The organism is Helicobacter sp. NHP19-012, from assembly GCF_019703325.1.
GTDB classification, from domain to species: Bacteria; Campylobacterota; Campylobacteria; order Campylobacterales; family Helicobacteraceae; genus Helicobacter; species Helicobacter gastrofelis.
Genome location: NZ_AP024819.1, coordinates 254284 through 276090 on the forward strand (window position 1 = coordinate 254284; position 21807 = coordinate 276090).

18 protein-coding genes, 1 other RNA gene and 2 pseudogenes are annotated in these 21807 nt (G+C 47.9%); 13 read left to right on the forward strand and 8 right to left on the reverse strand.

Going from position 1 to position 21807, the window contains the following annotated elements; all coding sequences use genetic code 11:
* Window position 1: 1 nt before the first annotated feature.
* The 6 genes from K6J74_RS01280 to ffs all read right to left on the reverse strand — a co-directional run bounded on the left by K6J74_RS01280 (window position 2) and on the right by ffs (window position 3196).
* Window positions 2–532 carry a F0F1 ATP synthase subunit delta gene (locus K6J74_RS01280; RefSeq protein ID WP_221272133.1) on the reverse strand — a complete coding sequence of 177 codons (531 nt, stop codon included), beginning with the start codon at window positions 530–532 and terminating at the stop codon, window positions 2–4.
* Window positions 526–1041 (reverse strand): F0F1 ATP synthase subunit B family protein, encoded by a 516-nt coding sequence (locus K6J74_RS01285; protein ID WP_221272134.1) that lies wholly within the window; start codon window positions 1039–1041, stop codon window positions 526–528. Before K6J74_RS01285 ends, K6J74_RS01280 begins: the two co-directional genes overlap by 7 nt.
* An 8-nt stretch (window positions 1042–1049) precedes the next feature.
* Window positions 1050–1475, reverse strand: coding sequence for a F0F1 ATP synthase subunit B family protein (locus K6J74_RS01290; protein ID WP_221272135.1), 426 nt, complete (start codon window positions 1473–1475; stop codon window positions 1050–1052).
* A gap of 61 nt (window positions 1476–1536) precedes the next feature.
* On the reverse strand, window positions 1537–2157 hold the full coding sequence (locus K6J74_RS01295; RefSeq protein ID WP_221272136.1) for a biotin--[acetyl-CoA-carboxylase] ligase: 621 nt from the start codon (window positions 2155–2157) through the stop codon (window positions 1537–1539).
* Complete coding sequence (gene fmt / locus K6J74_RS01300) at window positions 2157–3065, reverse strand: methionyl-tRNA formyltransferase (protein WP_221272137.1); 909 nt, start codon at window positions 3063–3065, stop codon at window positions 2157–2159. The genes K6J74_RS01295 and fmt overlap by 1 nt, the downstream gene beginning before the upstream one ends.
* A 33-nt stretch (window positions 3066–3098) precedes the next feature.
* Window positions 3099–3196: signal recognition particle sRNA small type (ffs, locus tag K6J74_RS01305), an RNA gene on the reverse strand.
* Window positions 3197–3267: 71 nt separating this feature from the next.
* Between ffs and K6J74_RS01310 the strand changes: the two genes are divergently transcribed.
* Together K6J74_RS01310 and K6J74_RS01315 are read left to right on the forward strand one after the other, a co-directional pair.
* The gene (locus K6J74_RS01310) at window positions 3268–4641 is read left to right on the forward strand and encodes a COG3014 family protein (protein WP_221272138.1); all 1374 of its coding nucleotides are present in this window, start codon (window positions 3268–3270) and stop codon (window positions 4639–4641) included.
* 35 nt (window positions 4642–4676) lie between these two features.
* A complete protein-coding gene (locus K6J74_RS01315) occupies window positions 4677–5594 on the forward strand; it encodes an LPP20 family lipoprotein (protein ID WP_221272139.1) in 918 nt (305 codons plus the stop codon).
* Here the strand turns inward: K6J74_RS01315 and K6J74_RS08950 are convergent.
* Window positions 5569–6269, reverse strand: a pseudogene (locus K6J74_RS08950) (glycosyltransferase); the annotation flags it as partial. The gene K6J74_RS01315 and the pseudogene K6J74_RS08950 sit on opposite strands and share 26 nt — an antisense overlap.
* Window positions 6270–6384: 115 nt before the next feature.
* Here K6J74_RS08950 and K6J74_RS01325 point away from each other — a divergent pair.
* The 8 genes and pseudogenes from K6J74_RS01325 (at window position 6385) to K6J74_RS01360 (ending at window position 15758) form a co-directional block, all read left to right on the forward strand.
* Complete coding sequence (locus K6J74_RS01325) at window positions 6385–8058, forward strand: 30S ribosomal protein S1 (RefSeq protein WP_221272140.1); 1674 nt, start codon at window positions 6385–6387, stop codon at window positions 8056–8058.
* A gap of 8 nt (window positions 8059–8066) precedes the next feature.
* Window positions 8067–8588, forward strand: coding sequence for a hypothetical protein (locus tag K6J74_RS01330; RefSeq protein ID WP_221272141.1), 522 nt, complete (start codon window positions 8067–8069; stop codon window positions 8586–8588).
* A 9-nt stretch (window positions 8589–8597) separates the two neighbouring features.
* Window positions 8598–10175, forward strand: a complete 1578-nt coding sequence (serA, locus tag K6J74_RS01335; RefSeq protein WP_221272142.1) for a phosphoglycerate dehydrogenase — start codon at window positions 8598–8600, stop codon at window positions 10173–10175.
* A complete protein-coding gene (locus K6J74_RS01340; RefSeq protein WP_221272143.1) occupies window positions 10176–11996 on the forward strand; it encodes a menaquinone biosynthesis decarboxylase in 1821 nt (606 codons plus the stop codon).
* Between the two features lies 1 nt (window position 11997).
* Window positions 11998–12645, forward strand: coding sequence for a YggS family pyridoxal phosphate-dependent enzyme (locus K6J74_RS01345; RefSeq protein WP_221272144.1), 648 nt, complete (start codon window positions 11998–12000; stop codon window positions 12643–12645).
* Between the two features lie 30 nt (window positions 12646–12675).
* Window positions 12676–14099: pseudogene (gene prpD, locus K6J74_RS08955) on the forward strand (2-methylcitrate dehydratase).
* Window positions 14100–14134: 35 nt separating this feature from the next.
* Window positions 14135–14998 carry a pirin family protein gene (locus tag K6J74_RS01355; protein WP_221272145.1) on the forward strand — a complete coding sequence of 288 codons (864 nt, stop codon included), beginning with the start codon at window positions 14135–14137 and terminating at the stop codon, window positions 14996–14998.
* The gene (locus tag K6J74_RS01360; protein ID WP_260321632.1) at window positions 14967–15758 is read left to right on the forward strand and encodes a VirB8 family type IV secretion system protein; all 792 of its coding nucleotides are present in this window, start codon (window positions 14967–14969) and stop codon (window positions 15756–15758) included. Before K6J74_RS01355 ends, K6J74_RS01360 begins: the two co-directional genes overlap by 32 nt.
* A gap of 38 nt (window positions 15759–15796) precedes the next feature.
* Here K6J74_RS01360 and gatB read toward each other — a convergent pair whose 3' ends face one another.
* Complete coding sequence (gatB, locus tag K6J74_RS01365) at window positions 15797–17236, reverse strand: Asp-tRNA(Asn)/Glu-tRNA(Gln) amidotransferase subunit GatB (RefSeq protein WP_221272541.1); 1440 nt, start codon at window positions 17234–17236, stop codon at window positions 15797–15799.
* A gap of 67 nt (window positions 17237–17303) precedes the next feature.
* Between gatB and hemH the strand changes: the two genes are divergently transcribed.
* Genes hemH through ccsA form a run of 3 tightly spaced genes read left to right on the forward strand, consistent with a single transcriptional unit; the run spans window position 17304 to window position 21754 of the window.
* Window positions 17304–18275, forward strand: a complete 972-nt coding sequence (hemH, locus tag K6J74_RS01370; RefSeq protein WP_221272146.1) for a ferrochelatase — start codon at window positions 17304–17306, stop codon at window positions 18273–18275.
* Between the two features lie 49 nt (window positions 18276–18324).
* Window positions 18325–18954 (forward strand): SoxW family protein, encoded by a 630-nt coding sequence (locus tag K6J74_RS01375; RefSeq protein WP_221272147.1) that lies wholly within the window; start codon window positions 18325–18327, stop codon window positions 18952–18954.
* Window positions 18944–21754 carry a cytochrome c biogenesis protein CcsA gene (gene ccsA, locus K6J74_RS01380; protein WP_221272148.1) on the forward strand — a complete coding sequence of 937 codons (2811 nt, stop codon included), beginning with the start codon at window positions 18944–18946 and terminating at the stop codon, window positions 21752–21754. The genes K6J74_RS01375 and ccsA overlap by 11 nt, the downstream gene beginning before the upstream one ends.
* Window positions 21755–21807: the final 53 nt, after the last annotated feature.

Consider the following 21807-nt stretch of genomic DNA (forward strand, 5'->3'; position numbering starts at 1 on the left):
GTTAAACGGCTTGTAAGATGTGCTGTCTAAGCTGGTTGAAGTAGTTTTCTTTGTAGAAGGCGATCTCGGTTTCCAAATCGGGGATCACCAAGCGCACACCCTCTCTATCTTGGTGTAGGGTTTTGAGCCTTAAAGAGATGTTGAAGTGGGCGGATACATGCTTAGAAAGCTCTTGCACTTCCTCTGGGGCTAAATCTTTATCGCTGTAAAGGTAGCCTTGGTAGATGTTCTGTGCCCTTTGGGCCTGGGAGCGCAAAGAATTATAAATAAGGGGGAGGAGGTTGAGCCGTTTATGCAAAACCAATAAGCAGATCAAGTTGTGCAACTTGCCCTCTTTATCCTCTAAAAAGCGTTCTAACACCTCTTGTTTGAGGCTATCGGGGTAGTGGGGGGAGTTGATGAGCTCTAAAAAATCGGGGTGGCTATATAGGGCGCATAGGGCTTCTAGCACCTCCATGGCTTGGGTGAACTCCTCAGAGCTTAGGGCTTGGCGCAGGGCTTGGGTGTATTTGGCGGCGATGAGCTCTAACATGGGGCGACTTTATTGTGGATTAAGTGCATGTAAGTGGGGGCGTCAAACTCAGCTTTAGCCCCCTCAAAGAGTTCGTTTAAGACCTCGGCGATCGCTTCGGCTTGCATGCGCTCGTTTTCTTTCTCTTGCATGGCTTGGTGGTTTTTAATCAACTTTTCAATCGTGACTTTAGACTGCTGGTCGAACTTTTGGGTGAGCAAATACGCCTCTTGTTTGGCGTTGGAGAGGATTTGGGTGGCTTGTTGCTTGGCTTCCTCTAGGGCTTTTAGCGCTTGTTCCTTTTGTTCTTTGGCAGCTTGGCGTTCCTCTTGGAGTTGCTCTAGGTTTTTAGAGATTCTTGCGCACCTTGCGGCTAAAATGTTTTTAAAGGTGTTGCCCGTGAGATACCACAAAATCCCCATGAACAAAAGGAAATTGAGGATCCGCATCACAATGTCCGTATGCCCCAAAGGCGTAGCCCCCGCCACGCTCCCAAAAACTAAAACCCCGAGCAAAACGCGCTGTAACAAAGTCAACCTTAAATTTGAGATATTTTCAGTTTCAACAAAGCCTCTAAAGTGGGCAAATCATGGGCTAATTGTAATTTCAAGTTACTTTTACTTTCCTTTAATGCATTGTTGGCTTCTTCGGCTTGTTTTTCTAGCTCTTTCTCTTTTTGCGCCACGACCGACTCATAATTCGCTCGTGCATCGTAGAGTGCGTCCTGCACGATTTTATCCGCTTGCACCCGTGCCTCTTTTAAAATATTTTGGGCTTCTTGATGGTGCATGGCTGTCTCGCTGTGGAGCTGATCTATATTGCGTTTGTCTTTTGCCATGGACTCCTGGCGCTCATCCATATATGCCAACAAGGGTTGGTACACCCACGAATTAAGCAAGACCAATAAGGCAAGGAAAGTGATAAACACCACAGCCATTAGGTAGACATTGATCGAAATGCTCATGCGCCAAATCCTTTGGTTGTAAAAAGCCTCCATTCTAGCACACTTAAGCTTTTAGGTGGCTTTAGCGTTGGGAGTAATAAACTTGCCCCTCTATCTCTAGCCCACCATCGGGGCGCATTGTGGCTTGAGATAGGGGGATTAATCCGCTTTCATGCTTAAAGAATTGCTTAGAGTGGGTGCGCTCAAAGTCGATTTTGTAGGCTTTAAAAATCTTTGCCCAAGTGGGGGGGTGTTCTAAACCCTTTAAAAACGCTTGCAACACTTCTTTGGCGCATACAGCTAGAGCGGCGTATTTGTCCGTACAAATATTTAGCCCGATCCCACAAATGACGATGTCCTTATGGATTTGGCTCATCACCCCACCCACTTTTGCCTCCCCCACATACAAGTCGTTAGGCCATTTGAGCCACACTTCTTTATGCCCTAAGCCGTGCAAGGTTTGTTTAAACAGATAGCCAAAGTATAGACTCAAACTTTGCTTAGGGGTACTCGTGTCTATCGTGCAAGCAAAAGAGAAGGTCAACGCCTCCTCAACGCTCTCCCACACTTGCCCGCGGCTACCTATGCCTGCGCTTTGTTGTTTTGCCCACACACAAATGGGGGGGGTTAGACTCTTGGCTCTGATCTGCTCGACTAAATAAATTTGCGTGGATGGTAGACTCTCAAACTCTAAAACTTGCACTAGGCTAAAATGTCCCCGACTTTGAGGCGTTTACCGCTCAAATATGCCTTAGCCCCGACTTTTTGCTTGCCGGGGGCTTGTAGCTGTGCGATCTTTAGCGCGCCTTTAGCGCACCCCACCGATACCCCCTCGTCATCTATGGTTAAAATTTTGCCTTCCTTGTGTTGTTCTGCCGTGCTTAAAAGCTCAATGCCAAAGAGTTTGAGCCCGCTGTTTAAAAACACCCCCGGCCATGGGTAGTAGGCAAGGTATTTTAAATAGACTTGGCGGGCATTGCTAAAATCCACCAAGCCATCGGCTTTACTGATTTTCTTGCAATAGCTGGCTTGGCTGTGATCTTGGGGCGTGGGGGTGATATTTTTAAAGTTTTTAAGCACGCTCGCCATAAGCTTGGCCCCCAAGAGGGCTAGCCTTGCGCCCAAATCTTGCAAGTTGTGATCCCTATCCTTTTCAAACGAAGCCACGCCCAAAATATCTCCCGTATCCATGTGTGCGTCCATTAAAATCACGCTCACGCCAAAGGTTTTTAAGTCGTGCAAAATCATTTCTTGCAGGGGGCTTGCCCCTCGAAATTGGGGCAAGATCGAGCCGTGCAAATTCAAACATGGGGCTAAGTCTAGCAAAGCTTGGGGCAAAATCTTGCCATACGCCACAACCACGATTTTGTCGGGTTTTAAAGCAGCAATGGCTTGCAAAGCTTCTTCATCAAGTTTGTTTGGCTCTAAAATGGGGATATGGGGGTGGTTTTCTAAAATAAAGGTCTTGGTTGCGCTGTCCTTGGGGGTGTGGTGGCGGCCAAAGGGTTTACTAGGCTGCGTAACAAGCCCGACAATCTCAACGCCCTCTAAGATGAGCTGTTGCAACACCACGCGGGCGAACACTGGCACTCCCATGAACAAAACACGCATCTTCTAAACTTAAAGTGTAAAGTGATCTAATGCCCTTTCTCAGATGGCTAAGGCACACAAGATATTTAGCTGCTCTGCTGTGTTCCCACCCTGAAGCGTTGTCTAAAAACCTCATTGCATAGGTCTAAGAAAAGGCGAGTGGGATTGTCTTATATGTTTGCTTACATTTTGATAAAATGGCTAAAAGGTTTTAAGGGCGTTGATGAAAAGACTTTACATGTGGGTGTTTGTGGTTGTGGTGTTGGGCTCTTTGGCAGGCTGCACAGGCAATCGGGAGCAATTACAACGCTTTGATCAGATTTATTACAACGGCGCACAATTCTCCAATGCTTACTTGTTTTCCAAAAAAATGGCTAAAAAGGACCATAGTAACGCTTTGTTATGGGATTTGCAACAGGGCATGAGTGCTTTAATGGCAGGACAATACACCAACTCGATAAAAGCCTTTAATGTCGCTGAGTTGCGCTACGACCGCCACCGTAATCTCTTTGGCCGATCTTTGGGTAATGTGGGGGCAGTGTTGGTGAACGACAATGTTAGGGCTTATACGGGCAATGTCTATGAGAGCGTGTTACTCAATTACTACAAGGCTATCGATTATCTTTTATTGCAAGACCCAAAAGATGCACGGGTGGAGTTTAACCGCGCCAACGACCGCCAACGACGGGCTAAAGAGTTTTACAATAAAGAGATCCGCAAGGCGGTTGAGAAAATGCAACAGCGAGGCTCAAACCGCCTAAGTGCTGAACAATCCAATAACCAAGTGCAAGAAATCTTAAACAATGAATATTCTAATTTGGATGATTTTTACGCCTACAACGACTTGATTAACCCCGTGGTGTCCTATCTCTCTGGGCTGTTTTTTGTGGAGAACAACGATTTAAGCAAGGGGCTAGACTACCTAAAAGAAGCCTACGGCATCAGCCACTCCACCACCATAGGCGAGGATTTGATCTTTTTTAATCACCCCACCTCTGCCCACTTCACATGGGTTTTCATAGAAGACGGACAGCAAGCGACAAAAAAAGAATTTAAGATCAATATCCCCTTGCCCTTGCCTAATGGGATTTACGATGCGAGTTTAGCTCTACCACAACTCAAAGAAGGCGTAGATTTCCACAGCACTTTTGCTCTGCGGGTGGGACAAAAACAGCGCAACTTTGAACCGCTGCTACTCTTGGATGCACTCATTGCCAGCGAATTTAAAAAACAATTGCCCTACATCCTCACAAGGGCAATCACCTCAACCGCCCTTAAAGTGGGGCTTGAAGCGGTTTCTAACCAATACTTAGGCGTGTTAGGAGGGCTGTTTTCTTCCATTTATGCGGCGGCGAGCACCTCAGCTGACATCCGCTCTTCTGCAGTTTTTCCCCACAAGTTTTACATTGTGCGCCTAAGGAACACCCACAAACACACAATCCACATTTTAGCCGATGGACAAGATATTTATAATTTTAGACTCGTTGTGTGTAGTCCTAATATCCTCTTACAGCCCAATACTTACTGCACTAACCGAGACCATGTCTTTTACATCCGGAGTTTCTCTAATCTTAGCCTTGTGCGGGCTTTGTGGTAAAATGTGCTAGAATAGAGCTTTTATAAGGAGTTTACATGTTAAAAAAGCCGTGGATCTTATTGGGTTTGCCCTTGTTCTTACAAGCTGTGCCCCATTGGTATGAGAACACCCCCAACAAGCCTCAGTTTTTCTATGGCAGTGGTTCGGGCAACACTAGGGAAGCCGCCAAAGAAAAGGCCCTAAACGATTTAGCTAGCAATATCTCTGTGCATGTGTCTTCGCAAACCACCAGCACCACCACTAGAAACAACAATAAACTAGATAAAAAAGCCAGCCAACACATTAAGTTAGTGGTCGATTCGCTCAAATTGGTCCATGTTGACACAGATAAACAAGAGTGCCAAAAAGGCGTGTGTTACACTAGGGTGGTCATGGACAAAAACATGTTTTTAAACTTGCTCTCAAAACGCTACGCCGACCTTTACAACACTTTAAGCCCCTTTAAACCCACGCAAGGCTGCCATGGGATTTTTATCCGTGAAAAACAGCAAATCCAAACCCTCTTAGACAAAATGACTCCCTTGCAAGAGATTTTAAACGCCTATGGGCGTTCTTCAGCCCCCCTCACTTCTTATAAGGAGCTCATCAAGGCCAATAGCCCTAAACCCAAGGCGCAGATTGTTTTTGCTAATGGAGCGGATGGGGAAATCGCCGATGTGCTTATGGGGCAATATGCCCGTTTTGTGCGCCAAACCACTGCCCCGGGCTTTTACAGCATAGACAATAAAATTTTCACCAGCGAGGGTAATGGGTTGTTTCACATCGGCTTAGACATCAACATTAAAAATTGCCAAGGGGACATCATCTACTCCAAGCATCTAAATGCCGATCAGCATAGCCGTGGGTTTGCCATCGAGCGCATTAAAGCCCAAGTCTTTAAACAGCTCAAAAACTACCAAAGCGGCACGGGTGCAGGCACAGCCGATGTCAATTCGGACAACATAGAGTTTTAGGGGGTAGCTCTCCAATTAATGAGCCGCTTTTCAAGAATTGTAGGTAGAGGGCGTGGTTTTCAAGCAGTAGGTTGTGGGCGTTTTTCTCGTGGTGTAGGTGGTAAGCTAGGGCGCAAAACTTAAGAGGTTTTAGCGTGCCGTGGTTAAAGAGAAAACGGGCGACAAACTCGCTATCCTCGCGCCCCCAGCTTTCAAATTTTTCATTAAAGCCCTCAATCGCTAAACAATCTTGTTTACTAAAACTCATGTTGCAACTACGCACGCCTGCCACACTTGTGTATCTAAGACTCTCTAGCTCTCTTTGGGGTTTAAAAGCAAGCACCCCCCTTGTAGTAAAACATTAGGTCGGGCAAAGTGCATGTGATCGGCGATGAACATGGGGGATAAGATGGTGTCCGTATCGATGATAATAATATACTCTCCGCACGCTTCTTTAATAGCGTTGTTGCGGTTCTTGGTAGCCCTAAAGCCCAAGTCCTCTTGCCACACATGCTTTAAGAGTAGATTCTTTTGGGCAAAAAGAGGGCGGTAGCTTTCAATGAGGGCTTGAGTGTCCCCCCCATCATCAGCAATCAGCACTTCGTTAGGCAAACAAGCGAGATTCAACACCGAATCTAACACCATTTTGAGGTGTTGTTCTTGATTATAAGTGGTGATGATTAAGGATACACTCTTAAAGTGGATATTTCTAAAAAAGTGCAATGCAACCACTCATGTTTATTTTTTCGTCAATTATAAGGGAATTAAAGCTATAATTATAGCTAATTTTGTTGTAAAAAGGGTGTTTGTTATGAATCAGGAATTAGAGTTTCTAGGTAGCCAAAGCGAGTCCAAAGAGTTTCAGGACTATATGCAAGAGTATATGCAAACCGAAGAGGTGGAGCAAAAAGGCGCGCTTAGGGAGGGTGTGATCGTTTCAATCAACGGGCAAGAGGGCTATGCGATGGTGAGCGTGGGGGGCAAAACAGAGGGGCGTTTGCCTTTGAGTGAGATTGGGGATGCTCAAGGGGGGCTACTCTTTGGGATGAACGACACGATCCAAGTCTATGTGTCCCAAAAAGGGGAGCGCCCCAGCGTGTCTTACAAGCGGGCGTTGGCGTTTGTCAAAAACCAAGAAAAAATCCAAGCTTTGGGGGCGGATTTTAAAGATAAAGTCGTGGATGGCAGGGTTACTAGGGAGAATAAGGGCGGTTACATTGTCGTAGACAATGAGGGCGTGGAGTATTTTCTCTCTAAGACGCAATCTTCTTTAAAGCGAGATGCCAAGCACATAGGCAAGCACATTAAAGCTTGTATCACCGCCATTGACCCCGAAAACGCTTCGATCTCCATCTCACGCAAACGCTTCTTTGATGTTTACAGCAAATACCAACACGAGCAATCCCAAAAACTCGTGGAATCGGGTGCGATCTACACCGGCGTGGTCAAAAGTGTAACGAGTTTTGGCGTGTTTGTGGAAGTGGAGGGGGTGGAAGGCTTGGTGCATTACACCGAGATCACGCACAGAGGTTCTACAAACCCCGCCAGACACTTTAAAGAGGGCGATGTGGTGCAGGTGAAAGCCTTGTCTTACGATGAAAAGAAAAAACGCCTGCTTCTCTCCATCAAAGCCGCAACGGAAGACCCTTGGGAAGAGATCCAAACAAAATTAAAAGTCGGTTACGCCATTAAAGTCGTGGTGAGCAACATTGAAAACTACGGCGTGTTCGTGGATATTGGCAACGACATAGAGGGCTTTTTACACATCTCAGAGATCTCTTGGAACAAAGATGTCAAGCACCCTAGCGACTATTTAGAACTCAACCAAGAAATTGATGTCAAAATTATAGAAATTGACAGTAAAAACCGCCGCTTAAGGGTGTCTTTAAAACAGCTCTCCGACAAACCCTTTAACGAATTTGTGTCTAAACACCGAGTCGGCGAAGTGATCGAGGGTAAGGTTGCGACACTCACAGATTTTGGGGCGTTTGTGAACTTGGGAGGCGTGGATGGCTTGTTGCACAACAAAGATGCGTTTTGGGAGCAGGATCAAAAATGCAAAGACCATTTTAAAGTTGGGGATGTGGTGAAAACCAAAATCTTAAAAATTGACAAAGACAGCGAAAAAATCTCTTTAGAAATGAAATATTCTCAGCCCTCTCCCACAGAAACCTTTAGCCAAAAGCACCGCGTGGGTGATGTGATCGAGGGCAAAATCGTGGGGATGAAGGATTTTGGGATTTTTGTGAATGTAGAGGGCGTCGATGTTTTCATCAAAGCCGAGGATCTCTACCCCTTGAAAAAAGAGGAACTCAAAATGGGGGACATGGTGGCAAGCGCGGTTGTAGCGATTGAAAAGAGCAATAATCGGGTGCGTGCGAGTGTGCGCCGCCTAGAGCGTAAGAGAGAGCAAGATCGGCTCCACACCTTCAACGCCGGCGACACCAAAATGACGCTAGGGGACAAACTCAGCGGCAAGTTCTAATTTAAGCGATGAGAATTGCCAAATTTCGTGCGTTTGTGCTGTGGTTTGTGGTGGCGGTGGCCCTATGTGTGGCGGGCTTTTTGGGCTATAAAATGTATCTGTCTAAACACCACGAAGAACATCACACAGAACATGAGGAACATAAAATCAGCAAAGAGCACACAGCGGATGCCCACGCCCAAACCCTAGATCTAGATCAAGGGCAAGAGCTCAAGGGGATGTTCATCCAGTCTTTACACGAAACACAACACCACACAACCTCAGAAAAGGACAGCCTTTTTCTCTACCCTTCTTTGGAAAAGAAAGTTGATATTGAGTTTTTAGAAAGCACCCCAACTCGTAAAATCCTAGTGAAAAATTTAGACAGCTATAAACTCTTTTGTTTGCGCGAGATTTTAAAGACCGAGCACATTGACTTTGCCTTGGATAAAAAGAAAGCCAGAACGACATTAATCATTTATTTACCCAACGCCACGACACAATTTTTAAAAGACTTGAAGTATTACCAAATCCCCTATCAACTTGACTAAGGAAGTGCCATGCCAAAAATTGCCATTTGCGACCCTATCCATGAAAGAGGGTTAGCCCTTTTATACGAACAGATGGATTTAGAGATACAAGACCTTTCCACGCTTGAAAAGCCCTCCTTATCCGAAGCGATTAAAGACATCGACGCGCTCATCACAAGAAGCATGACCGCTATCAACGCTAATTTACTCGCCCACGCCACGAAGTTAAAAGCCATTGTGCGCGCGGGTGTAGGCGTGGACAATGTGGACATTGACCTGTGCTCGCAAAAGGGCATTGTGGTGATGAATGTCCCCACCGCCAACACGATCGCCGCCGTAGAGCTCACCATGGCGCACATGTTAAACGCCGTGCGCCGCTTGCCCGGGGCAAACACACAACTCAAACACGAACACCTATGGAAGCGAGAGGATTGGTATGGAACAGAGCTTTATGGCAAGAAACTAGGCATCATCGGCTTTGGCAACATCGGTTCAAGGGTGGGGGTTAGGGCTTTGGCTTTTGGCATGGAGGTTATCACCTACGACCCCTACATCCCCAAGTCCAAAGCCGCCGACTTAGGCGTGCTTTACACGAAGGATTTTAAAGACATTTTAGCGTGCGACATCATCACCATCCACACCCCCAAGAACAAGGAAACGATCAACATCATCGGCCAAGAGCAGATCGCCCAAATGAAAGAGGGCGTGATTTTAATCAACTGCGCTAGAGGTGGGCTTTACAATGAAGAAGCCCTATATGCAGCCTTAAAGTCTAAAAAAGTGCGCTGGCTTGGCATGGATGTTTTTAGCAAAGAGCCAGGCACAAAGAACCCCCTTTTAGAGCTAGACAATGTCTATGTAACGCCGCACATCGGGGCAAACACCTACGAGTCGCAAGAGCAGATCGCCAAAGAAGCTGCCCAAGCGGTGATCGAAGCCTTAAGGGGGAGCAGCTACCCCAACGCCCTAAACATCCCCATCCAAGACAACATCGCTCCTTACGCCAAGCCCTATTTACAGCTCGCCCAAAAGCTCGGTTTCTTCTGCGCCCAGGTGCATAAGGGGGCGTGGAGCGCGCTAGAACTCACCCTAGCCGGCTCCATCTGTGAATATGGCAATTCCTTACTCACCTTCGCCCTAATGGGGCTATTAAAGCCCAGCCTAGGCGATAAAATCAACTATGTCAACGCCCCCCATGTCGCCAGTGAGCGCAACATCCACTTAACCACCAAGACCCTAGAAGACGCAACCCCGTATACAAATCTCATCACTTTGCAATTAAGTGCGCCGGGTTATAGCACCCAAATCAGCGCCACCGCCTTTAGCGACGACATTTTAAAAATCACCAACATAGACGGCTTTGAAATGGATGTTAAGCCGCAAGGCACGATGATTTTATTTAAAAACACCGACAAGCCCGGGGTGATCGGCAATGTGGGGCACACCCTAGCCAAGCACAACATCAACATCGCCGACTTTAGGCTGGGGCGCAACGCCAAGGCTGAGGCTCTAGCGGCGATCCTCGTGGATGCACCCATTGGCCCTAATATCCTACACGACCTGCAGGAAGTCCCCCACTGCCTAGGCGTGTCCGTGGTTTCTATCTAGTTGCAAGAGCTCATCGCTAAACTTAAAGAGCGGGGGGATTTGCGGGTGTTTGACACACCCCTAGACATTTGCTTAGAAATCCCGCACATCGCCTACATTGAGGTTAAAAAGCCCAAAGGCGGGCAGGCGTTGTTATTCACACAGCCAAAAAGGGGCGACACGCCCTTAGAAATCCCCGTTTTAATGAATGTCTTTGGTGCAAAAGAGCGTCTAGAGTTCATCCTCAACCGCTCCATTGAGGACTGCCAAGCGCAACTAGAAAGCCTACTAAATTTACAAAAACCTAAAAGTTTTAAAGACTTCTTAGGGCTGGCTAAAAACCTCTACAGCCTGCGCTTTAGCCTGCCTAAAATCTCTAAAACCCCCCCAAAAAGGCAAGTTTTTGAGGGCGCACAAGTGGATTTAAATAAGCTGCCTATCCTCACCACTTGGGAGCACGATGCCGCCCCCTTCATCACTATGGGGCAGATTTACACCCAAAGCCTAGACAAGAAACACCACAATTTAGGGCTTTACCGCCTGCAGGTGCAGGGCAAAAACCGCCTCGGCCTGCACTGGCAAATCCATAAAGACTCGAACCACTTCTTCCACGCCTACAAAGAGGCGGGGATGAAAATGCCCGTGAGCGTGGCGATCGGTGGGGACGCATTGTATGCGTGGTGCGGGCAAGCCCCCCTGCCCTATGGAGTCTTTGAGCTTGCCTTGTATGGCTTGATTCGGGGCAAATGCGCCCAGCTTATGCCCTGCCTCACAAACCCCCTTGCTGTGCCCCTAGACGCAGATATTGTGCTTGAGGGGTGGGTAGATACAAGCCGCTTAGAAATGGAGGGACCCTTTGGCGATCACACGGGTTTTTACACCCCCAAAGAGCCCTACCCCGTGCTCGAAGTGCAAGCCATGCACCTTAAAGACAAGCTCGTTTATTTAGCCAGCGTGGTGGGCAAGCCCCCCCTAGAGGACAAGTATATGGGCTACTTCACCGAAAGGCTGTTTTTGCCTCTGCTTAAAAAAAGCGCACAAGGGCTAATAGATTATCACATGCCCGAAAATGGGGTGTTTCATAATCTCATCCTAGCCCAAATTGCGCCCAGCTACCCGGGTCACGCCCACCAAATCATGCACCACTTTTGGGGCACGGGGCAAATGAGTTTTGTTAAACACGCTATTTTTGTCGGTAAAAACGCGCCCAAACTCACAAACTACCCCGCCCTCTTTGCCCACATTTTAGACCACCTTGATTTACACCAAAGCCTACTTTCTTGTGGTGTGTGCGATGCCCTCGATCACGCCAGCCCCACTTACGCCTTTGGGGGCAAGTTAGGGCTAGTGGCTTTAGAGCCCACCCCGCACCCCAAAACCCCCCTAGAAGAGCCTGAGCTCTTAGCCCGCCTACAAGCTTTAATGCCCCAAGTGCAAAATTTAAAGCAATACGGGCTAGAGAGCAAAAACCCCATTGCAATCGTGGGTATAGAAAAGACCACCCCCCTAGTGCCCCTTTTTAAAAACTTAGAACCCTTAGCCCCCCATGTGAGCGCGCTCATTTTTGTGGATAGCCATAAGAACGACTTAAATAACCCCTACATGCTCCTTTGGCGAGTGGTGAATAACATAGACGCCAAGCGCGACATTTGGCTAAAGCCGCCCCTAATCTGCATAGATGCGACCGACAAGGGCGCACTAGAGGGGCATACTAGGGAGTGGCCTAAAGAAACTAATTGTTCCTTAAGCGTGCTAGAGAGCCTCGCAAGTAGGGGGCTAATCCCGCCTTTAAGCGACCCACTTTATGAGAAATACCACATTTACCACTCCTCGAAAGGCTAACATGCAGCAACGCCTCGCAAGCCTAATCGAGCGCATTGAAAAAGCCCGCCTCGCCTACAGCCCACACCATGTCGTGCAATTAGTGGCGGTGTCTAAATACGCCAGCCTAGAGCAGGTGCAAGAGCTTTATGCCTGTGGACAGCGTGCCTTTGGGGAGAACTATATTCAAGAATTTGGGCGCAAAGTCAGCGCACTCAAAGACTTGCCCCTAGAGTGGCACATGCTAGGTCCTTTGCAACACAATAAAATCAACAAACTACTAGAGCTAAAGCCTGTGTTGCTGCATAGCCTGCACTCTTTAGAGCTCGCTAAAGCCATAGACACTAGGGCTAAAGAGCCTTTAAATGCTTTGTTGCAGGTGAATATCGCAAACGAAGCGCAAAAAAGCGGGATAAGTTTAGAGCAAGCCCTAGACACCTACGCCCAAATTAGCCAAACCTGTAAAAAAATCCATTTGCAAGGTTTAATGGTGATGGGGCCTCTTAATGGCACTCAAATACAGAGCGAACAAGTCTTTAGCCAAGCTAGGGACTTGTTTGACAAACTCCCCAACGCCAAAACCCTCTCTATGGGCATGAGCGGGGATTTTGAGCTTGCCATCGCCTACGGGGCAAATTTAGTGCGTGTAGGCAGCGCACTTTTTCACTAAGGTTTATTAAGGATTTTAAAGGAAGTTTTTATGTTAAGTTACGATTCGGCTCTCACAGCCCTAGCCCACTACATTTTAGACGGCACCATTTCCAAACACGCCACCCAAAGCGCAACACTCAGCCTCATAGACTCCATTGCCTGCGTTTTAATGGCGTTAAAAGACCCTGAATGCACAAAGTTATTAGGTCCCAGTGTGCCCGGGGCGGACTTTAGGCCTTTAGGGGCGAAGGTGCTAGGCACGGCTTACCAGCTTGAGCCTGTGGGGGCGGCGTTTAATGTGTCTTGTATGGTGCGCTGGCTAGACTTTAACGACACTTGGCTGGCTAAAGAGTGGTGCCATCCTAGCGACAATTTGGGGGCGATTTGGGCTTTAGGCGATTATGTGAGCCGCTTGCGCTTGTCCAAACAAGAACAGCCCCTAAAAGTCAAAGACATTTTACACGCCATGGTGCAGGCCTATGAGATCCAAGGGGTGTTGGCGATGGACAACTCCTTTTACGATGAGGGCTTAGACCACACTTTATTGGTGCGTGTCGCCAGCGCGGGCGTAGGGGCAAAAATGCTAGGCGGTAGATTAGAAGAGATTTTAAGCGCGCTCTCACACGCCTTTGTGGATGGGGGGTGCTTCGGGTGTTTCGCCACGCCCCCTTTAGTGCGACTAGGCAGGCGTGGGCAGGCGCAGATGCCACGAGTCGGGGGGCACAGCTAGCACTTAGGGCGATGAGTGGTGAAATGGGTTGTGTGAAGGTTTTAAGCGCGCCTAAATGGGGGTTTGAAGCCGTGTGTATGCCCCACACCAAAGGCGGATTAGTGCTAAATAACTTAGGTTCACATGTCATTGAAAATATCTTGTATAAAATCTCTTACCCTGTGCTCTTTCCTATCCAAACCGCCGTGGAGTGTGCCCTGATTTTGCATAAACAAATTGCGCCCCGTTTGGACGAAATTTCTAAAATCGTGCTCACCACCCAAGAGGGCGTGGAGAAAATCATGGCAGGTGGGGGGCAGGCTTACCAACGCCTGGATCGTGAGTATAGCCTAGCTTATCCCATCGCCTACGCCTTATTAAGGGGGCACTTAAGGGCGGACTCTTACAGCGACACAAACGCCAAGAACCCGTTTTTGCAGCAACTCATGGGTCTAGTAGAAGTGCAAATAAGCCCCCTTTACACCAAAGAAGCCAAAGAACCACACAAAAGGGCGATCCCAAACGCCTTGCAAGTCTTTTTTAAAGACGGCTCCAGCACGCAAAAAGTGGAGGTGAAATACCCCCTAGGACACCGCTTTAGACGCGAAGAAGGCTTAAGTGCCCTGCAACAAAAATGCCAAAACGCCCTAAAAGAAGTCTATCCACCCAAAAAGGTGATCCAAATTGAAACCCTTTTAAACGACCAAGAGCGTTTAGAGGACATGGATTTTAACTGCCTTTGCGATTTGTTATCATTTGTATAGATATAATACGCTATCTTTTTTAAGGAAGGAGAGCTGTGAAAAGAGTGGCGCAAGTCTATAAAGCTCCGCCCAGACATTGGGTGGGCAATGGTTTTTATGTATCTACAATGTTTACTTACAAAGAAGTCCACAAAAATGGCGATCCTTTTTTGTTGATCGACTATATCGGTCCGCATCATTTTAAGGCGAGTGCAGATTGTTTAGGGGTCGGTCCACACCCACATAGGGGTCTTGAGGCAGCGAGCATTGTCTATCAAGGACAGGTGGAACACAGCGATTCACAAGGCACAAGGAATTTGGTTGCCCCGGGAGGCGTGCAGTGGATGACAGCGGGTTCTGGAGTTTTACACCAAGAATTGCTTTCTAAAAAGTTTTGCCAAAAAGGCGGGGTGCTTGAAATGGTGCAACTTTGGCTGAATTTACCCAAAGTCTATAAAATGACTCCGCCCAAATACCAAGCCATTAGTGCCGAGCAAATCCCCACCGTCACAATAGGAAAAAGCCAAGTGCGCATCATCGCCGGCGATTTAGAGAGGGTGGTGGGTCCGGTTAAGACCTTTAGCCCCATTAGTGTGTGGGATTTAAATCTTAAGGATTCTTTACATTTACCCACGCCAGAAGACCACAATGTTTTGATTTTTGTGCGTGATGGGCTAGTGGCTCTAGAGATGTGGAGGGCGGGGCCTGCACAGCTCATCACTTTTCAAAAAGGCGGAGAGGGGGTGCATCTTCAGGCTTTAAGACCATCTAGCGTATTGGTCTTAACGGGCTTGCCCTTAAGCGATCCTATCGTTGGATGTGGTCCCTTTGTGATGAACAGCAAAGAAGAGATCGAACAAGCCCAAGCCGACTTGAAAGCGGGCAAATTTGGCACACTTCGAGCCGGGCATGGAGAATAGCAACGACCCCTTAAAAGATGAGATTGTCGCCGAATTGTGGGCGAGACTGCAGGCCGAGCAGGCTAAGTTTGAAAAGGACTTGACAAGCAAGATCGAAAGCTTGGCAGTGCAGAACTTGGACTTAAACAGCGTTTTTCAAGTGCAAAGGCGCAACACCACCATCGCCTACCGCTTGGTGGTCTTGCTTAGCTTCATCAGTTTAGCGTTGGTTGTGGCGTTGATCATTTTGCTACCCCTAAAAAAAACCGAACACCACTTCATAGACTTTGCTAACCAAGACAAGCACTACGCCATCATCCAAAAAGCAGACGGCAATTTGGCAAGCAATGAGGCTTTGGTGCGCTCCTTGGTGGGGCAGTATGTGCTGGATAGAGAATCCATTAATCGCATTGATGATAAAGAACGCTATGAGGTGGTGCGCCTACAAAGCGAGGCGCAGGTGTGGCAGATTTTTGAAAACTTGGTGGCCTCTAAAAACAGCATTTACACCGCCCAACAGCTCACAAGGGACATCCACATCATTAACATTTCGCTGCTCAAGCAGAGCAAAGAGCAAAACATCGCCCAAGTGCAAATCGTGGCAAAACTCTTTAGAGCGGGCAACCCCTTAAGCGAGAAACGCTACAACATTGTATTGAGTTTTGCCTTCAAGCCCCTACCTGCCTTTGACACCGCCATGATGCCTAAAAACCCCACGGGTTTTCAGGTTACCCGCTACAGCGTTACCGAAATGCAAAATCTCAAGGCTCTAAAGCCCTAAGCCCCACTGGGTTTTAATGACCCTACTCCCACTTTTGGCTACTTAGACAGCTCTTGTTTGAGCAACTGATTGACAACCCCCGGATTGGCGTTTTTAAGCCTTTTTAGCACCTGCCCTACAAAGAAGCCAAAGAGTTTATCCTTCCCGCCTTTATACTCGGCGACTTTATCGGCGTTGCCCTGAAGCACTTCAGCAATGGCTTTTAAAATCATGCCCTCATCGCCCACCTGCGCCAACCCGAGCTTCTCTATGAGGGTGTCTATGTCTTTGGGACTTACGCTAGTTTGTTTCATTAATGCGTCTAAAATCTCCTTGCCCGCCTTGCCTGAAATGCGTTTGCTTTCAATGTCTAGCACGATTTTAGCTAGGGTGTCCGGCTTGATTGTACACTCTTGCAAAGTCTGCTCGCCCTCTAAACGCCCCAAAAGCTCCACACACAGCCACGAACAAGCCCCCTTCGCACCTGCGCCAAGCTCTAGCATTTTCTCAAAATAAGTTGCTAGCTCCAAACTCCCCACTAAAGTGCCCGCCTCTTCGGCTTTCAAGCCTAAACTGCTCATGTAGCGTTCTTTCTTAGTTTCGGGCAATTCTTTAATGTCCCTACCCTCTTTTAAAAGAGAGTCGGGGATATGCACGGGGAGCAAGTCGGGGTCGGGGAAGTAGCGGTAATCGGCGGATTCTTCTTTATTGCGCATGGACTGCGTGATCCCTTTAGCCGTGTCAAACAAGCGGGTTTCTTGCACAACTTCGCTCGCATAAGTGCCCCTCTCAAATGCCTCCACTTGGCGCTCCACCTCATACTCAATTGCCTTTTGGATAAATTTAAAGCTATTCAAGTTTTTAATCTCCACCCTTGTAAGGAGCTTGCTCTCGCCTTTAGGGCGGATAGACACATTGGCATCGCATCTAAAATTGCCCTCTTGCATGTTGCCATCGCAAATGTCTAAAAAGCACACAATGGCGTGCAATTTCTTTAAATAACTGATCGCCTCTGCACTGCTGCGCATGTCTGGGCAACTCACGATCTCTAAAAGGGGTGTGCCAGCGCGGTTTAAATCCACTTGCGAGTGGTTGGTGGCGTGTATGTTCTTGCCCGCATCCTCTTCTAAATGTGCCCTTTCAATGTTAATGCGTTTTACGCCCTCTGGCGTTTCAATGTCTAAATACCCGTGCGCGACAATGGGGCGATCAAATTGCGAGATTTGGTAAGCCTTGGGCAGGTCTGGGTAAAAGTAATTCTTGCGGGCGAACACGCTGTCTTGGTTAATGGTGGCGTTGATCGCCGTGCCAAAGGCAATTGCCTTTTTCACCGCTTCGGCGTTTAGCACGGGCAAAGCCCCGGGCAAGCCTAAGCACACGGGGCAGGTGTTGGTGTTGGGCGCATCTTTAAAACTCGTGGCGCAAGAGCAAAAAATCTTGGTTTGGGTGTTGAGTTGGGCATGCACTTCTAGCCCGATGATCGTTTCAAACATGGCAATCCTTACTTCTAGCATAAAAGCGCATTCTACCATGCAAAAATGGCAAATCATGGCATAATAGAAGCTTATGTCAATTTTAGAGCCTAGAGAAGCCGTTGTTTTATTGAATATGGGCGGCCCGAACAATCTTTACGAAGTAGAAGTGTTTTTAACAAACATGTTCAACGACCCCTACATTTTAGCGATCAAAAGCCCCTTTTGGCGCAAACTCTTAGCCTCTTTCATCGTCAAAATGCGTAAAGAAAAATCCAAAGCCATTTATGAAAAAATCGGGCAAAAATCCCCCATTAATGATTTGAGTGCCAAACTCACCCAACGCTTAAACACGCTAGACCCCACCCGCCACTACACCTACGCCATGCGCTACACCCCACCTTTTGCGCCCATGGTCTTTGCCGAGCTGCAACAACAAGGCTTTGACTCGTGTTTGCTTTTTTCTATGTATCCGCAATACTCCACCACCACGACTTTATCTTCCATTGAAGATGCTTTAAAGGCTCTAAAAGCCCTAAATTTCGCTCCCACTCTAAGCTGTATCGATCGTTTCTACACCCACACGCTTTACAACCAAGCCATCGTCCAAAGCATTATAGACACGATTAAAGGGCATAACCCTAAAGAGTTTGTGCTCATTTTCTCCGTGCATGGCTTGCCTGAGAGCGTGGTGCAACAAGGCGACCCCTACCAAGCCGAGTGTTTACACCATGTGAGCCTGCTCACCCAGCAACTCTTGCCCCTGTGCTTTAAAAAAATCACTTTGAGTTACCAATCTAAGGTGGGGCCCATGAAATGGCTAGAGCCTAGCACCCAAGAGGCCATAGAAGCGCACCGCAGGGATAAAATCCTCATTTACCCCCTAGCCTTTAGCATCGACAACTCAGAAACCACTTACGAATTACAAATGCAATACCGCCTAGAAGCCAAGCGCCTCGCGGTGCCTAAGTTTCTTGTCTGCCCCTGTTTAAACGACAATTTGCACTTCGCACAGGCGATTTTAGATTTGGTCCACAACGCCCCTAGAAAGCCCCTAAGCCCATGATTTATATAAAAAAAGTTAAAATGCCCCTATTTTCTTAAAAAGGTTTTTTATGCGCTCATTTCTTTTACTTCCCCTATTGGCTCTCTTTTGTCATTTTGCCCTTGCCGATGACAAGGTGGATGAGAGCATGCTAAGTTCAGGAGCCACCTCCCCCCAAAGCACTTTTAAAGAGAGCAACAACTTTGACAAACAAAGCTACGCCGGCTTAGAGGACATTTTCCAAGACACGCAAGACATCCGCACCAAAGGTAAGTATATGTTGCTTGTCTTTGGCAAAAATGGCTGTTCTTACTGCGAAATGTTAAAGCAAGACCTAAAGCACTACGCTAGTTTGCGCACCTACATTAAAGAGCACTTCAGTGCCTACTACATCAATATCAGCTACTCCAAAATGCACCATTTTGTCATAGGCCCGGCCCAAAAACCCAAAGAAACCATGCTAAACACCCAAGACCTCTCCTCCATTTACGATGTCAATTCCACGCCCACGCTCGTGCTCGCCGACCCCACGGGCAAGACCATTTACGAACTGCCCGGCTACATGCCCCATGTGCAACTTTTGGCGGTGTTGGAGTTTGTGGGTAAAGGACTATATAAAGATTTGAACGACAAACAATTCATTGAGAAATTGCGCGCATATATCCTTAAAAAAACACAAGAAGCCCGCCATGCAAGTTAAAAAGATTTTTGGATTTTTCTTTGGTTCGTTTTGGGTGGCAATCCCTTTATTGATGGTGTATGCGACCGCCTGCGCTTTAGCAACCTTCCTTGAAAACGATTATGGCACACCCGCCAGCCGCGCGCTCGTCTATAACACATGGTGGTTTAGCGCCTTGCATGTGTATTTGCTCTTGGTGATTGTGGGGACTTTAATCGCCTCTAAAGCGTGGCAGCGGCAACGCTACGCCAGCTTGTTTTTCCATAGTGCCTTGGTGTTTATCATTTTGGGGGCGGGGGTTACAAGGTTCTTTGGCTTTGAGGCGACCATGCACCTACGCACCAACCAAACCAGCGACAAAATCACCACCACCGACAGCTATTTAAACCTCACCCTCAGCAAGGACAGCGCCAAACCCCTGCACTTTTCTTTAAAAACCACCCTCTCGCCCTATTCGCGCTATTTACCCACCGCAGAAGTGATGGTCTATGGCAAACCTTTGCTCTTAGAGCCTCTTGGCGTGCATAAAATGACCCCGAATAAAAAGGACAACCGCGCGCTACTCACCATGAAACTAAGCTATGGTGGGGCGAGCCACACCCTGCATATCCTAGGCGGGCATGGCATTGTTAGCCAAGATGAAAAGACCACCCTTGAGGGCGTGCATATCGCGCTCAATTGGGGCGTTACTGAGCGCACCTTGCCTTTTAAGCTGCATTTAAAACAATTTGAGCTGACCCGCTACCCCGGCTCGATGAGCCCCTCCTCTTACGCCTCACAGGTAGAGGTGTTAAATGCCAAGGGGCAGCTTGTCATGCCCTTTCGAATTTTTATGAACCATGTATTGGATTATGGGGGCTATCGCTTCTTCCAATCCTCCTATGATACGGACGAACAGGGCACGATTTTATCGGTTAATCGTGATCCTGGCAAGAATTTAACCTACTTTGGCTACGCCATGCTCATGTCTGGGGCGTTGTTCTTGCTCTTTAGCCGCCAAGGACGCTTTCAAAGGCTCTCAAGATTTTTAAAGGCGCAACACATAGTCGCCCTCTTATGTGCCCTCTCTCTTGGCGCAGTGGCGCACGCTGATGAGGGCAAGATCGACATGCACGGGGGCAAAAGCACCCCCATCGCTCCGCCCATCGATAAAATGGCAAAGGTGCAGCCCACCACCGCCCAAATGCACGCCAAAATCTTGCAACGCTTTAAGGATTTAAGGGCGCACTCCAAAGGGCAGCTCACCCCCCTTGCCCGTCTGCAGGTGCAGGGCTTTGAAGGGCGCATTAAACCTTTAGACACCTTGAGTATGGAGCTCATCCACAAAATCACCAAGGAGGACGGCTTTAAAGGCATGGACAACTTGCAGGTGATGCTGGGCATGATGCTTTACCCGGATGATTACAAAAGCATTAAAATGATTTACACCTCCACGCCCAAGTTGCGCGCGCTGCTTGGCACCCCCACGAACCAGCGGCGCATTGCGTTTTTGGATGTCTTTGGACCACATGGCTACAAGCTGCAAAACTTCGTGGAGGAAGTCAATCAAAAAGCCCCCAAGGATAGGGATGAATTTGACAAGGATATTTTAAAGCTGGATGAGCGGGTCAATCTCGTGTATTTGATTTTCAGCGGGAATATTTTAAAGATTTTCCCCGATAAAAGCGGCAACACATGGCTAAGCCCTGCCGATGCGCTCAAAAACGAGAACATTAAAATCTCTACAGAGGCTACGCACTTTTTAAGGGATTTATTTAAGGGCTTTGATATGGGCGTGGATAGCAACCAATGGGAGAGCGTGCATAAAACCCTAAACGACCTGCTCGCCTACCAACGCACGCATAGCAAACTCGCCCTAAGCCCGGGGCGTGTGGATTCTGAGATACTTCTAAACCATAGCAACTTTTTCCACACGCTCATGCTCCCCTATTTGCTCCTAGGCGTGGTGCTCTTAGGCGTGGTGCTGGTGGCGATCTTTAAAAATAGAGCGGTGCCTAAGTGGCTGCACTTTAGCTTTTATGGCATTTTGCTGCTTTGCTGGCTGGCGCACAGCGCGGGGCTTGTGTTGCGCTGGTATGTGAGCGGACATGCGCCCTGGAGCAACGCCTACGAGTCCATGCTCTACATCTCTTGGGCAGCCATGCTCTCTGGGCTCATTTTGCGCTCTAACTTAGCCCTATGTGCTTCGAGCTTTTTAGCCGGCATTGCCCTATTTGTGGCGCATTTGGGCTTTATGGACCCGCAAATCAGTAACTTAGTCCCCGTGCTAAAGTCCTACTGGCTCAATATCCATGTGTCTATCATCACGGCAAGCTATGGCTTTTTAGGGCTGTGCTTTATTTTGGGGCTACTCACCTTGCTATTGTTCTTACTAAGAAGCCCCAAGCGCCCACACATTGACACCAGCATTTTAGCCCTCAGCGCGCTCAATGAAATGGGGATGATCATGGGGCTATTGCTGCTTGCGGTGGGTAACTTCCTTGGCGGAGTGTGGGCGAACGAGTCTTGGGGGCGTTATTGGGGCTGGGACCCTAAAGAAACTTGGGCTTTAATCTCCATCGCTGTGTATGCGATCATTTTGCACCTACGCTTTTTACGCTTTGAGTTCATGCCCTATGTGTTTGCGAGTGCGAGTGTGGTGGGCTTTTACTCCATTTTAATGACCTATTTTGGGGTGAATTACTACCTCTCTGGTATGCACAGCTACGCCGCCGGTGACCCACTGCCTATCCCCACATTTCTCTACCCCCTAGTGGCGAGCACTTTTCTTTTAGTCTTTGTGGCGGGTTTAAAGCGCAAATTGCCAATGGCAAAGGTGTAAAGCCTTGACTTTTAGAGAGTTTTACACTAGAATCTAGGTTTTACTCACTACTT